This window comes from Candidatus Eisenbacteria bacterium, assembly GCA_016867715.1.
In the GTDB taxonomy this organism is placed as follows: Bacteria; Orphanbacterota; Orphanbacteria; order Orphanbacterales; family Orphanbacteraceae; genus VGIW01.
In genome coordinates this window covers 1-13,657 of the sequence record VGIW01000084.1, presented here as the reverse complement: position 1 = coordinate 13,657, position 13,657 = coordinate 1, and the positions used below count along the sequence as shown (strand labels likewise).

The 13,657-nt window shown below is 64.0% G+C and carries 7 protein-coding genes; all 7 read left to right on the top strand.

Going from position 1 to position 13,657, the window contains the following annotated elements; genetic code table 11:
• Positions 1-1,287, top strand: a 1,287-nt coding sequence (locus FJY73_11760) for a hypothetical protein (protein MBM3321340.1), incomplete at its 5' end; no start/stop codon positions are given.
• A 74-nt stretch (positions 1,288-1,361) separates the two neighbouring features.
• The gene (locus FJY73_11755) at positions 1,362-3,533 is read left to right on the top strand and encodes a glycogen-binding domain-containing protein (GenBank protein ID MBM3321339.1); all 2,172 of its coding nucleotides are present in this window, start codon (positions 1,362-1,364) and stop codon (positions 3,531-3,533) included.
• 10 nt (positions 3,534-3,543) lie between these two features.
• Positions 3,544-3,957 (top strand): glycogen-binding domain-containing protein, encoded by a 414-nt coding sequence (locus tag FJY73_11750; protein MBM3321338.1) that lies wholly within the window; start codon positions 3,544-3,546, stop codon positions 3,955-3,957.
• An 18-nt stretch (positions 3,958-3,975) separates the two neighbouring features.
• Positions 3,976-6,276, top strand: a complete 2,301-nt coding sequence (locus tag FJY73_11745) for a hypothetical protein (GenBank protein ID MBM3321337.1) — start codon at positions 3,976-3,978, stop codon at positions 6,274-6,276.
• A gap of 106 nt (positions 6,277-6,382) precedes the next feature.
• Positions 6,383-7,342, top strand: a complete 960-nt coding sequence (locus FJY73_11740; GenBank protein MBM3321336.1) for a hypothetical protein — start codon at positions 6,383-6,385, stop codon at positions 7,340-7,342.
• Between the two features lie 384 nt (positions 7,343-7,726).
• A complete protein-coding gene (locus tag FJY73_11735; GenBank protein ID MBM3321335.1) occupies positions 7,727-10,978 on the top strand; it encodes a choice-of-anchor J domain-containing protein in 3,252 nt (1,083 codons plus the stop codon).
• Between the two features lie 149 nt (positions 10,979-11,127).
• A complete protein-coding gene (locus tag FJY73_11730) occupies positions 11,128-13,620 on the top strand; it encodes a hypothetical protein (GenBank protein ID MBM3321334.1) in 2,493 nt (830 codons plus the stop codon).
• Positions 13,621-13,657 lie beyond the last annotated feature (37 nt).

The window sequence follows — 13,657 nt, the reverse complement described above, 5'->3', positions numbered from 1 at the left end:
GGGAACGAGAACGATAGGCCCCTCTTCCAGTATCGGGAGAGCCACGCGCGCTTCCACACGCCGGTTACTTTCCCCCGCGGCAAGAAATCGATCGCAGAGGTCTATCTCTTCTCGCGGCAGGACCGCTTCTGGGTGGAGAACCACCTCATTCAAGTTGTCCAGCCCCATCAGGTGAAGGACGGAGACAATGCCCAAGGGTTCCGCTTCAACCTCAAGACGGAGAACTGGGCGGATGTCTTCACCTACATTCTGAGCGATTTCTCCAGCCGGTCGCGCGTCGGCGGGGGGACACCGCTCACATCGACCGACGACGCGCACATTCTGAGATGGCGGCCGATCCTTATGGATCGTTTCCGGCTCGGCACAACCTACAACCGAAAGGTGATCGGGCCGGCGTCGGATCTCGACTACAACGAGGTCTGGGCGCTCGACACGCGCACCACCCTGGGGAACACGGATTTCTACTTGGAGTTCGCGAGCAGCAAGCAGGTCGGGATCGACAAGCCGGACCAAGACGGTTTTCACTTCGGCGATTGGAAGGTCGATCGTTTCTCCGCGGCGCTTCCCCGGAACGCGGCGCTGAAAGCCGAGATCCGGGCGATCACGGTGGGGGCCCCTTCGCTCGGGTACTTGAACGTGGCGCCGCTCTACTACTATTTCGGTCCGGACTTCAGCTGCTTCCTCGGCGAGAGCACGAGCGACCTTGTCGGATGGAAGGTGAACAGCTGGTATCTCCTGCCTCGCCGCGCGATCACTCTGACCTTCGACTACGAGGAATGGGAGAAGTACGTTTTCGAGAGGAAGACTTTCACGCGCTGGCGCACCGAGATCTACACGGAGTACGTCAACGGGTTCACGAGCAAGCTGTGGTACGACCGGAGACGAACGGTCGACACGAGCAATCCCCTCTTCGAGGACGTGACGAAGAACTACGATCTCTTCGGCGAGGTCCAGGTGGAGAGCCGCCTCGCGTGGATGCGGGTCCAGGGAAAGCTGAAGGACCTGGAAACGAACTTCAAGAAGGAGCTCGTCTCGCTCGAGGCGGCGGTGAACTTGACGGGGAACCTCAAGCTCTACAGCCGGTACGCGTTTGGGAACGATCCGGCGAGGCTCCGCAAGGGCCTTTTCACCGAGCTCCAGTACCGCCCGCAGAGGAATATGGATTTGTACCTGTCGTATGGTCCTTTCTGGATCGGCGACTCGAACAATCCGGTCGACGACGGAGATCTCGCCGGAGGCGCGGACAATAAGGACATGATTCGGTTGATCATGAAAGGGAACTTTTAGCTCGTGACGAAGAGCGGCAGCGAAACGAAGCGGCCGGTCCGGGCTCAAGGGGAGCGGATCCCATGAGGTCAAACATGGCACGAACGGCATTCATCGTCGTCGCGTTTCTCGCGGCGCTTTCCCGGGCGGAGGCCGGAGTCGAGGCCGTGGAAGGTGGAATCCGCTTCACCTACACCGATCCGAACGCGGGGAGCGTGTATCTGGCCGGGGCGTTCAACAACTGGAACGCGCAGGCGAACCTGATGACCAAGGGCCCCGACGGCGTTTGGTCGGTCGTCGTGCCGTTTGGATCCGGAAAGCACGAGTACAAGTTCGTCGTGGACGGGCAGTGGTTCGCCGATCCGGAGAACCCGGTGACCGCGGGAGAGTACGGCAACTCGCTCGTCCATGTGGGAGCGGACGGAAAGATCGTGGCGGCGGCGGCGACCGCGAACACGGCGTACTCGGCTAAGATCCTCCTCGGCGGACGGATGATCAGCCGCTTCATCACGCGGGAGAACGAGAGCCGGGGCGGCCGCATGGAGCTCGAGCGGCCGTACATGGACATGGATCTCGATTGGCTGATTCGCGCGAACGACTATCTCGATCTTCATCTCCTCACCTCGATCAACAACGAGAGCGAAGCGACGGTCACCGACTTCTGGAAGACGAACCTGCGATTCGACCGCGGGTCGCTCCGCCTCCACACCGAAAGCTTCAGTCTTAAGATGTTCGACAACGAATCGGCGGGACGATTCGACGATCCTCTCGAGCTCGTCGGAGGAATCGGGATCTACGATCACGACTTCGGGTTCCGCCAGCAAGGCGCGGTCGGGAGTTTCGGACTTGGAGCGCTCGGCGTCACGGCGCTCTACGCGGATGATTTCGAGAACGGCGGGACCACGGTGACCGGTCTGGACAGCCTGAGCATCGCGACCGAGGAAGCCGCGTTCGACAGCGCGCGCGGGGCGTTCCGGTTCAAGAGGAGCGAGGGGGCGACGTACAGCGCTTACGACGACGACAACAACAAGGACATCCTCGCCCTCCGCGCCAAGTATCCGGTGAGGGATCTTCGCCTCGGGGTTTCGGGGAGGTTGGACCGCGGCTACAACCCGGGGACGCTCGCGATCGTCGAGGTCGATCCGGCAGACACGACCGGCACGCTCGGCGTCCAGAGGAAGTTCGGGAAGACTTGGGAGCGATGGTGGGGCGCGGGCGGGGATCTCCTCTATGGAGGAGAGACCAAGCCGTACGTCCTTCGCGCGGAGGTTCTTCACGGGCGGGCCGCGGTGCGGGCGACTGAGGGGCGGGAGGCGGACATCGAGCTCCGCACGGTTCGCGAGGTGGACGAGGTTTTCGGGGACACGCTCTACACCTCCGAGATCGCGACCACATCCGGCGAGCGCAGAGCAGCCGGCGCTCTGTTCGAGATCGACCGGTCCACGCGGGTCTTCCTCGGCGGCGAGTACCGTTTCGGGGAATCGGGGCTTCGGCTTTCCGCCGAGTACGAGCGGGAAGGGCACCTGCAGACCTACTACGCCACGTCGGTCTGGGACACTCTCGAGAACGTGATGAGCGTCTACCGTTTCGGCGCCGCGCGCGGATGGGAGCGCCTGCTCGGCAGGAGGTGGGATCTCGGGCTCGAGGTCGAGGTGTACGATTTCCGGTACGACCCCCGCACCCCTTGGCGGAACCAGTTCTGGTTCGACGAGCGGAATTTCTGGCTCGAACAGAGCGAGCACGAGGTCTCCGTCGACCGGATGGTCCTGGTCGGCGGAAGAAACGCCTCGTTTGTCCGGCCGGCGCTCTCGACGATCCTGTATGCCCCGAAAGATGTTTCGTTTACATGGAAAGGAACCTTCGCGGGAATCGATCTGAACAAGGATCCGAAGTACACGGAGAACCTCTTCCAGTTCAAAGGGTACCCGTCGAAGAAGATCCGCCTGTATTCCGACACGCGGCTCGTGAAGTACACGGATCCCGTTCTCGATCTCTTCGGCTCGTACTGGTCGACATTCGCGGAGGTCGCCTACGAGGTCGCGAAGGGGATCGAGGTCGCGCTCTCCTATGGTGTGGATCCCCTCCTCGTCGATGAGACGACGAACGAGTTCGACGCCATCGGACGCGATCTCTTCCTCTTCGCGCGGGGCGCGAACGGCGACGCGGCGCGGCGGAACTTCCGTTCCCTCGCTTCGTCGATTCCCGCCGCGGAGGAAGCCCTCGAGGATGAGCGCCGGATCCAGATCGAAGCGATCGTGCGCTTCTAGGAGTGCGGGGATGAGAAGAGAACTTCACGCTTCGACGGCCGGGATCGCCTTGCTTGCGGTTCTCCTCTTCGCCGCCGGGTGCGTCAATCTGAACTTCGTGAAGCGGCGCTTGCCGCCCCCTTACCCCGCGGAAGGCGGCGTTCTCTTCCAGTTCGAGGCGCCTTCGGCGCAGCGGGTCCAGCTCGCCGGCAACTGGCCGAAAAACGACTGGCTGCGCGGGCAGGCGCAGACGGGTAGCTACCTGATCGGCCTGATGAGCGACGAGGACGGAGACGGGGTCTGGCGGATCATTGTCGACCTTCCGCCCGGCCGTTATCAGTACAAGTTCGTGGTCGACGAGAAGACGTGGAAGGAAGATCCGAACAATCCCCAGCGCGTGGACGACGGATACGGGGGCTACAACTCCCTTCTCGTTGTCGATTGAGTGAGGGGGGCAACGAGGATGATGAAGAAACGAACGACGATTCTCGGAGGAGCGCTCTTGGCGGCGGCGGCGGCCATGATGATCCTCGCGCGCTGCGCCGGCAATCCGGACGACACGCTCCTCGACCCTTCCGGGGGAAGCACCCTCGCGGAGGGGATCATCACGGGAACGCTCGATTGGGGGACGGGGCCGCCCTACCCGCTCACCGTGGTCTATGCGATCCCGGGCTACAACCCCGCATGCACGGGCGGGCCGACTTCGATCCACGTGACCGGAGAGCATGTCGCCTGGGACACCGGAATCTGGGAAACGACCGAAGGGATGAAGGAGCTGTTCCCCTGTCTTTGGATCGGCGAGGAACCGCTCGCCGCGGACGACCAGTTCGAGTGGAAGTTCGTGACGAACGGTTCGTGGGACGGAAGCTACGCGATGGGGGGGAGCGGCGTCGATGAGACCGCGCGGCGCGGGACCACGACGAACACGAACGGCGACAACCTCCGTGTGTCGATCCCTGTGGCCGGCACCTATGAGTTCCTCCTCAACGCATCCACGGATCCGGGGTATTTCTGGGTTCTCGGGAAGGACGAGGCTCTCTGGGACACGACCGGGATCGATAGCACGCGCTTCACGATCACGAATCTCGAGCGCGGCAGCTACACGATCATCCTCTCGGTTCCCGGCGATCCAGAGACCTTCCCCGTGCGCACCATCCGGGGCGTCCGCGTCTCGGGGGACGCCGGCGTCGATCTCGGCACGGTGAGCGTTCTCCTGACCGGCGCGCTCAAGGGGCGCGTAGCCTTCAGCGACGGCCCCGCGGAAACGCCGGAGGTGCGGATCATCGTCTCGCGCCACGCGACGGGAACCGCCGTCGACACGACGATAATCCCGGCCGGGACGACCCTCTTCTCGATCACCGGACTCAACGAGGACGTGTACGATCTTCGCTTCCACGCGGCGGGCTATGTCGACACGATCCTCTCGTCCATCGAGTTCCTCGCGGATGAAGAGATCGACCTCGGAACGATCACGCTCGCGCGCGCCGGCGCGGTCTCCGGCACGGTCGTGTTCGAAGACGATCCGAGCGTCCTTCCGGTCGCGACGATCTTCTACACGGATCCGTCGAGCCTTCTGCGGCTCGCGGAAACGACATCGAGCCCTGTCGACGGCAGCTTCCTTCTGGACGGCGTGCCGGCGGGGAGCGTCGAGATCGGGATCCGCGCGCGCAGATATGTCGATACGACGCTCGCGAACGTCTCTGTCGCGGCTGCCGAGACGACGGAGGTCGGGACGATCGCGATGCGTCCGGGGTGCGTCAGCGTCGCCTCGACGATTCACATGCTCGGTGAGTTCAACGCGTGGGACGAACGGCTCTTCACGTCCGACCCGGGGATGCAGAAGATCGGAAGCTGTCTCTGGATCGACACGATCGACGTGTTCCCGGCATCCTTTGCGTCGCAAGGGGAGTTCGGGGTGGTGCAGTTCAAGTTCGTGACCGATCGAGCGTACGACAACCCGCCTGACTACGTGCGCTGCGACACGCTGATCACGGAAGACCTCGTCACGTACCGGCCGATCTGCCTCTTGGCGAACGGGCCGAACTTGCTGTTCGGTGTATCGAACGCCGGCCGCTTCCAGGTGACGCTCGACGAGGACTCGCTCCAGTATCGGGTCGTCTCGATCGAGGAGTTCGGCGCCCGGATCGTGGGGAGCGTTGCATTCGACACGGGCCGGCAGCCGCCGTTCCCCGTGATCGATGTCCGGGTGACCAGGAGCAGCGACGGCTTCCTCGCCGCGACCGCCCGAGTCGACGCCGATCTCGGGACCTTCACGGTGGACGACCTGGACGGCGGCGTCTACGACGTCGCCTTCAGGGGGGCGAGCTTCCTGGACACGACGATCGCCGGCGTGAGCGTCGCCGACGGGGCGACCGCCAACCTCGGCACGGTCACGCTGACCGAGGTCACCTGCCAGTCGGAGTTCACGGTCATCCGCGTGGTCGGGGACTTCAACGGGTGGAACACGAGCGCCCCCAGCATGAGGCAGATCCAGCCGTGTCTCTGGGTCGACACGCTCGTCGTCGCCGCGCGTCCGCCGGACAACTGTCACTTCATGAAGTTCCGAACCGGCAACGATTGGGGCGCGAACGACTACATGAACTGCGGCCCCGAGGACAACACCTGCTCCACGCCGCTGGCGGGGAGCGTCTGTCAGGGAACCAGCGGCGAGCCGGCGCTCGGGAAGATCAAGCTGAACCCGGGGACGTACGAGTTCCGCCTCAACGAGGCGACGCGCACGTACACGATCACGCTCCTCCCCTGACGGCGTGGGGAGGATGCCGCGCGGGCGCCGGCCCTTTCGGGTCGGCGCCGGCCCAACATTCGGGAGTCCGCCCTCTGGAACCCGGTGGATCCTGCGAGGAAGCGCCATGCTCCCTCGGACCCTTCTTCCTCTTCTTCTCGGGCTCTTCGCTGCGCAAAGCCCCGAGGCGGCTGTGCGCTTCGGCCCGATCGCATGGTCTCCGGATGGGGAGAGGCTGATCGCCTATAACCGAGGGAAGGTCTCCGAGCTTCCCTTCGTCGAGGGAGAGGCGATTCTGTGGACGGACAGCCTGCCCGAGCCGCTCGCGCTTGCGGTCGATTGGGGGAAGGATCTCCTTGCGGTCTCGCTTCCGACCGGCGAGCCGCGTCTCGACATCTATCGAAGGGGATCGGCGAGCCCGATCGTCTCGCTCGTCGGGCTCCGCGGGCGCGTCACGCTTCTCGACGCGGACGGCTCCGATCTCTACCTGGGCGGGCCCGGCTTTTTCGAGAGGCGCAGGCTTCCCGAGGGAACCCCGGTCGATTCCCTCCATTGGAGTCCTCCTTGGGAGCCTCTCGACATGCACCGCGAGCAACGCTGCGTGATGATTCTCCTTCGCGACCGCATCGTGCGCCTGAACGGCGATCTGGAGTTTGAGCCGTTTCCGTGGGAAGGAGAACCGCTCGCGTGGACCGATGAGCAAGAGCCCGGCCTCTTGCTCGTCGCCGAAGGGCGTCTCGCGCTCGCGCGCTTGGGAGGTCCCGCCCGCATCCTCGCCGGCCTCCTCCCCGACGAAGAGCCCTTCGGAGGGCTCCTTGCACCGGACGGGAACCTCGTCCTTCTTCTTCTTCGGGCGATCGAAGGATCGTCTCCCGAGCCGCGCGCGCGCATCGAGGTGCGCGACGCGCGAACGGGGGACGTGGCGAAGCGCTTCCGATCCGTCCGTCTCGCTCGAAAGAGGGAGGAGCCCGAGGTTCCGCGGGCGGCCGCCTTCGACCCGACCGGGCGCTACCTCGCGATCGTTTGGCCCCTTGCGGGAGCCCAGATTTGGGACACGAAGACTTGGGAGCTCCTCGCGTCGTACTGAGCGTCCCCGGGGGGGGCCGGGAGAGGAAGGCGGGGGTGCGCCGAAAAGGCCCCGAACGGATCTCGTAATCCTTTGTATTATAATGTGTTGCGAGGTTCTCCCGGGAGGCGTTTTGCGCGGAACGCATCCCGGTGAGGCGTCCCCCCGAAATGGTGCTTTCTCCTTGGAGGGCTTTCTGTTATCATTACTCCAGGTGTTCGATAAGTCTCCCTCCGTTCACGCGTGATCCGGCTTCCGGTCGGCTCCCTCCCCAACCCGGCCGGACGAGGGGAGGGTGCGTTCGCGTTTGTCCGTCCGTTCGCGATCTTCGTGCTCGCACGATCGAGAGACCGTTTCCCGGATGGTCCGAATACTCTTCATGTCTCCATTGGAGGTCGATCCGACATGAGCGTGCGCTCGCTGCTTCTCATCCCGCTCGCGATTCTCATTCTCTCGCCGGGCGCGTCGTTCGCTTTCGCGCCGGTCGAGGAGCTTGAAGCCTATGAGGTTTACCTTCCCGGCGAGAAGGCGCCTCGGGTCTGGACAACCGAGAGTCTGGCGGCGGGGAGAGCTTTCGCCGAGGATTTCCTCCGGCGCTACGGCGGCGCGTGGCGCGTCCAGTGGAATGAGACGACCGGCTTCGCCCATCAGCTCTTCGGAAGCGGAGCGGAGACGGCGGGCGCGATCTCGTCTCCGGAAGACGCGGAGAGAGCCGGCCGGCGATTCCTCCTCGCGAACCCCGGACTTTTCGGCGCTTCGGACGAGAACTTTCGCCTTCGAACGACAACTCGGGCGTCGGGGAAGTGGTCGGCGGTCTTCGATGAAGTGCACGACGGGATCCCGGTTCGCGGCGGGCGCGCTCATGTGGTGATGACCGAGACGGGGAGGATCTTCAACGCGGGCTCCGACCTCCATCCGGGGATCGACCTCTCGACGGCCCCGTTGCTCGCGCGTGAGGAGGCTGCGGCGATCGCGGGTCTCGCGCTCGGTTTCCGCTTCGGAACCGACATCGAAGAAGGGATCGATCTCGAGATCCTTCCGATCGAAAGGGACGGCGGCCTTTCGTACCGGCTCGTCTACGCGGTTCGGCAGCGGATGGAGAGCCCGTTCGGCCTTTGGGAGACGCTCGTCGACGCCTCGTCGGGCGAGATCCTCCGGCGCGAGAACCTCATCCGCTTCTTCGACATCCACGGGAACACGGACGGAGACATCTACGACCCGCACTACTGCGGCAACCCGCTCGTGGAACGCGAGTATGCGGATCACTTCATCAACTTCACCGGCCTCGGCACGGCGACGAGCGGCGCGGATGGCGATTTCTCCATCTCCGGCGCCAGCGGTTCGGTCGCCTGGAACGCGTACCTCCGCGGGCCGTGGGCGAACGTGCAGAACTACTCGGGCGCCGAGGTGTACAAGTCGGGGAGCGTGTCCGAAGGGCAGTTCCTGCAAATCCATTGGGGAAGCACGGACGGCCGCGCGGACGAGAGAACCTGTTTCTATCACACGAATCGCGTTCACGATTACATCCGCGCCGTCGATCCGGGACCCGGCCTTGCCGACATCGACTACCAGATGGTGGTGACGGTCGCGAGGACGGACGGATACTGTCCCGGGAACGCGTGGTACGACTGGGCGAACATCAACTTCTGCTCGGCCGGCTCCGGCTACGGGAACACCGGCGAGATGGCCGACGTCATCTACCACGAGTACGGCCACGGCATCACGCACCGGATCTACAACACGACCTCTTCGCCGTCGAGCACTCTGCACGAGGGGAACTCGGACATCATCGCGAACCTGCTGACCGGCGAGTCGATCATCGGGCTCGGTTTCTATCTGAACAATTGCACGTCGGGGATCCGGAACTCGGACAATACGCTCATCTACCCGGACGACCTCACCGGTTCCGGCCACCACGATGGGCAGATCATCGCGGGAGTCGTGTGGGACGCCTGGCAGGAGCTTCAAGCGTCGCTCGGCGAGGAAGCGGCGTTCGAGGTGATCGGCGACATCTGGCACAACGGGAGATCCCTCACCCTTCCGACCACGCAGCCGGACCAGGTGCTTTCGATGCTGATCGCGGACGATGACGACGGCAACCTCATGAACGGCACGCCCCACTACGCGGCGATCTGCACGGGCGCCGCGAACCACGGGTTCAGCTGTTCCGACCTCATCGGCACGACCCCCGAGATCGAGGTCTCGCCTGCTTCGTTCGAGGTGACGGTGAACGCCGGCGCGTCGGCGGTGCGCGATCTCTTCATCATGAACGTGGGAACGGGAGTTCTCACATACGGGATCGCGGGCGTGCAGACGACGCTCGCGAAGACGGCCGGCGCGGATCCGGGCCTCCGGGGGCTCGCGAACGCGGAGAGCGGAACGCCCGACAACGCGAGGACCCTCGCCTTCCTTCAGAAGACGCGGGCGGCCGGCAAGCTTTCCGCCGTGGTCTTCTATGACGACATGGAAAGCGGCGTGAACGGTTGGACGAGCGTGCTCTTGGATGGGAGCATCGACAACCTCTGGCACCAAGTGACCGCCAACTACAACTCGCCGAATCATTCTTGGTGGTGCGGAATCGACGCGCAGGGGAACTACGATACCGGGAGGCGAATCTCGAACGCGCTCGTCTCGCCGAGCATCGATCTCGCCGGCGCGACCCCGCCCCTCACGCTCGAGTTCTACGAGACCTTCAGCACGGAGACCGGGTACGACTTCTGCAACGTGGGGATCTCGACGAACGGCGGCGCCACGTGGACGTCTCTTCGCGGCGGAACGTCCGGATCGAGCGGCGGGTGGCGGCTCGTCTCTCTGAACCTCACCCCGTACGCCGGGCAGGTCGTGAAGATCCGCTTCCACTTCGACACGACGGACGCGCTATACAATCAGTACTCCGGGTGGTTCATCGACGACGTGTCGGTTCTCGCGACCGGAGTTTCTTGGCTTTCGTTCGATCCTCCGGGCGGCGCGATTCCCGCGGGCCACACGGACACGGTCGCGGTCACGTTCGATGCGACCGCTCTGGCGACGGGCGATTACGCCGCCGACATCCGCGTGGGGTCGGACGACGAGAGCACGCCGGTCGTTCTCGTTCCGGTCGTGCTTCACGTCGGGTCCGGAATCGATCCCGACCTTTCGACGATCGCGGTGAACGACGACGTGATGCTTCGTCCGGACGGTCTTGGGGATTCGGTGCTCGCGATCACGGTGACTGTGCGGGACGGGAGCGGGAACCCGGTCGCGGGGATACCGGCGGGGGACGTGGCGGTGACGCTCGACGGGGCATCGTTGAATGGTCGAGCGATGAAGTTCTGCGCGAGCGGGACGGACGAGTTGATTCTGTATTCGACAGAGCCGACGAACGCTTCGGGCGAGGTGACGTTCGAGGTGGAGCATGCGGGCGGTTGCGGGGAGGTGACGGTTTCGGCGGTGGTGCAGGCGATCGCTCTTACGAACCCGGCGTCGGGGACGGTACGGAGCCCGGACCTCAATGGGGACGGGCAGACGAACTTCCAGGACACGATGTTGTACGCGCAGTTGTTGAACGCGGGGACGGGCTACTGCGGGAACCTGAACGGGAGCCCGGACGGAGCGGTGAACTTCCAGGACACGATCAAGTACGCGCAGGCTTTGGCGGCGGCGGCCGCGTGCCCATAGGCGGGAGACGAACGAGAAGGGCATTCGTATCTATCATATTGACAAGCGGTTAATCGGCGTGGTAGACTCAAGACCGGCGCTTGAACGAGGAACCGAAAGTCAAGTGTAACCCGTATCCGCGGTCTCGCCGGAGACCCCAGGAGGATGGTATGAAACGACTGGCGCTACTGGTGGGAAGTCTCCTTCTCGCGGTGACCCCCTGTCTCGGGGAGTGGATCGCCGTCGGAGAGGGGACGGAGGAGCTTGCGGTTCGCGTGCTCGAATCGAACGACGAGCGGATCGTTCTCGAGTACGAGATCGGAGGCTTCGATCGAACCGCCGTGGACATCGGAGGGGTCGCGTACGACGTGATCTCTCTCGGCGGGGAGAGCAACATCCTCGAGAAGGGCTTTCCGGAGCTTCCCCATGTGTGTCGGAGTGTCGTGATCCCGGATGAGGGACACATGGAGATCTCGGTCCTTTCCGCGGGATTCGAGGACGTTCCCGGAATCCGAGCGGTCCCCTCGAAAGGCGTGTTGGACCGCACCGTGGATCCGGCGTCGGTTCCGTACGAGTTCGGCGCGATCTACGGCCGAAACGAATGGTATCCGAGCGAGGTCGCGTGGGGGCGGGAGCCTTACATCCTTCGCGATTTCCGCGGGCTTACCGTTGTCGTCCAGCCTCTCCAGTACAACGCGGCTTCCGGCGTGCTCCGCGTGTACACGCATGTCGTCGTGGAGGTGCGCCGCGTCGGTCCGGGCGGCGTGAACGAGCTCACGATGCACCATCGCGATCAGATGAGCGATGAGTTCTATCAGATCTACGAGCGTCAGTTCTTGAACTTCGAGCCGATGCGTTACGTTCCGGTGGGCGAGATCGGCGAGATGCTGGTCATCACGCATGACGCGTTCTACAATGCGATGCTCCCGCTGGTTCAATGGAAGAACCAGATGGGAATCAAGACCACGATGGTCAATGTTTCAACGATCGGCAACAACGCGACGTCGATCAAGAGCTACATCCAGAACAAGTACAACACGACGAACTTGGCGTTCGTTCTCCTGGTGGGAGACGCGGCGGAGGTCGCGTATCCGACCGCCGCGGGAGGCGCTTCGGACCCGAGCTACTCGCTTCTCGCCGGCGGGGACAACTACCCCGATATTCTGGTCGGGCGCTTCTCGGCGTCGACGGTCGCCCACGTCCAAACGCAGGTGCAGCGGACGGTCACTTACGAGCGCGATCCGATGGGCGGCGCCACCTGGTATCACAAGGGGACGGGGATCGCGTCGAACCAGGGGCCGGGGGACGACGGCGAGTACGACAATCAGCACATGGACAACATCCGGGTCGATCTTCTGGCCTTCACCTACACGGAAGTGGACCGCATCTACGATCCGACGGCCACGGCCTCCCAGGTGACGAACGCCCTGAACAACGGCCGGAGCATTATCAATTACTGCGGCCACGGGTCGACGACCTCTTGGGGAACCACCGGCTTCTCGGTTTCGCATATCAACGCGCTGGTGAACCACAACATGCTTCCGTTCATCTTCGACGTGGCCTGCGTGAACGGGAACTTCACGTACTCGGTCTGCTTCGCGGAGGCTTGGATGCGGGCGACGAACGGCGGCATGCCGACCGGCGCGATCGGCATCTATGCTTCGTCGATCAACCAGTCGTGGAACTCGCCGATGTGCGGTCAGGACGAGATGGTGGATCTTCTCGTCGCCGAGCAGAAGCGGACCTTCGCGGGTCTCGCGTTCAACGGCTCGTGCCGGATGATGGATGAGTATGGAACGGACGGGGTCAACATGTTCAAGACGTGGCATGTCTTCGGCGATCCGTCCGTCCGTGTGCGCACGAACACCCCGGCGGCTCTTACGGTCGTGCACGACCCGGACATCGACGAAGGGGCGACGAGCTTCGCGGTTTCGGTTCCGGGCCTCTACCGCGCCCTCTGCGCGCTCTCGTACAACGGAGCCTACCTCGGCTCCGCCATGACGAACGCGAGCGGAAACGCGACGATCGCGATCGAGGGGGCCCTCCCGACGGACGAAGACATCACCTTGACGGTGACCTACTTCAACCGCACTCCCTACATCGCCTCCGTGCATGTCGGGGTGGGGATCGATCCGGATCTCTCGACTGTGGCGGTGAACGACGACGTGATGCTTCGTCCGGACGGTCTTGGGGATTCGGTGCTCGCGATCACGGTGACGGTGCGGGACGGAGACGGCAACCCGGTCGCCGGGGTTCCGGCGGGAGACGTCGTGGTGATGCTCGACGGCGTCTCGTCCCTCGGAAAGGGCATGATCTTCTGCGTGACGCGGACCCACCTGGCGGAGTTCGCGTCGACCGTGGCGACGAACGCTTCGGGCGAGGTGACGTTCGAGGTGGAGCATGTGGGCGGTTGCGGGGAGGTGACTGTAACGGCGGAGGTGAAGTCGATGCCGCTGACCGGTTCGGCGTCGGCGACCGTTCGAAGTCCCGATTTCAGCGGGGACGGCAGGACGAACTTCCAGGACACGATGTTGTACGCGCAGTTCTTGAGCACGGGGACGGGCTATTGCGGGAACCTGAACGGGAGCCCGGACGGAGCGGTGAACTTCCAGGACACGGCGAAATACGCGCAGGCTTTGGCGGCCGGAGCGGCGTGTCCGTAGAACGATGAGAGGAGGCGAAGAGAGCATGCGAGTGATG

What these genes read in the sequence shown, in the direction of transcription:
- FJY73_11740 (MBM3321336.1), top strand. Translation starts at nt 6,383, where the DNA reads ATGCTCCCTCGGACCCTTCTTCCTCTTCTTCTCGGGCTCTTCGCTGCG.
- FJY73_11745 (MBM3321337.1), top strand. Translation starts at nt 3,976, where the DNA reads ATGATGAAGAAACGAACGACGATTCTCGGAGGAGCGCTCTTGGCGGCG.
- FJY73_11750 (MBM3321338.1), top strand. Translation starts at nt 3,544, where the DNA reads ATGAGAAGAGAACTTCACGCTTCGACGGCCGGGATCGCCTTGCTTGCG.
- FJY73_11755 (MBM3321339.1), top strand. Translation starts at nt 1,362, where the DNA reads ATGGCACGAACGGCATTCATCGTCGTCGCGTTTCTCGCGGCGCTTTCC.
- FJY73_11735 (MBM3321335.1), top strand. Translation starts at nt 7,727, where the DNA reads ATGAGCGTGCGCTCGCTGCTTCTCATCCCGCTCGCGATTCTCATTCTC.
- FJY73_11730 (MBM3321334.1), top strand. Translation starts at nt 11,128, where the DNA reads ATGAAACGACTGGCGCTACTGGTGGGAAGTCTCCTTCTCGCGGTGACC.